The 209-nt window shown below is 71.3% G+C and carries 1 protein-coding gene; it reads right to left on the bottom strand.

The features are described 5' to 3' along the window. A partial coding sequence (locus N4G66_RS45575; protein WP_261710189.1) for a DUF1214 domain-containing protein occupies nt 1-209 on the bottom strand: 209 nt, incomplete at both ends.

Below are 209 nucleotides of genomic sequence, written 5' to 3' on the forward strand. Positions count from 1 at the left end.
GCGAACCAGCCCTTGCCGGGTGTGGTCTGGATCCAGGTGCCTTCGGCCGCGTCGGCGGGGCGTTCGGGTGCGAGGTGGAGGGTGGTGGTGCCGTCCGGGTTCGCCGTGGCGGCGGGGCCGGGGTAGCTCTGGCTTCCCGCCCACGGGTACCGCTGCGGGGTCTGCAGCATGGAGCGGGTCTGGTTGTCGTAGAGGGTGAAGGACCAGAA

The organism is Streptomyces rhizosphaerihabitans (genome assembly GCF_025399795.1).
GTDB lineage: Bacteria > Actinomycetota > Actinomycetes > Streptomycetales > Streptomycetaceae > Streptomyces > Streptomyces rhizosphaerihabitans.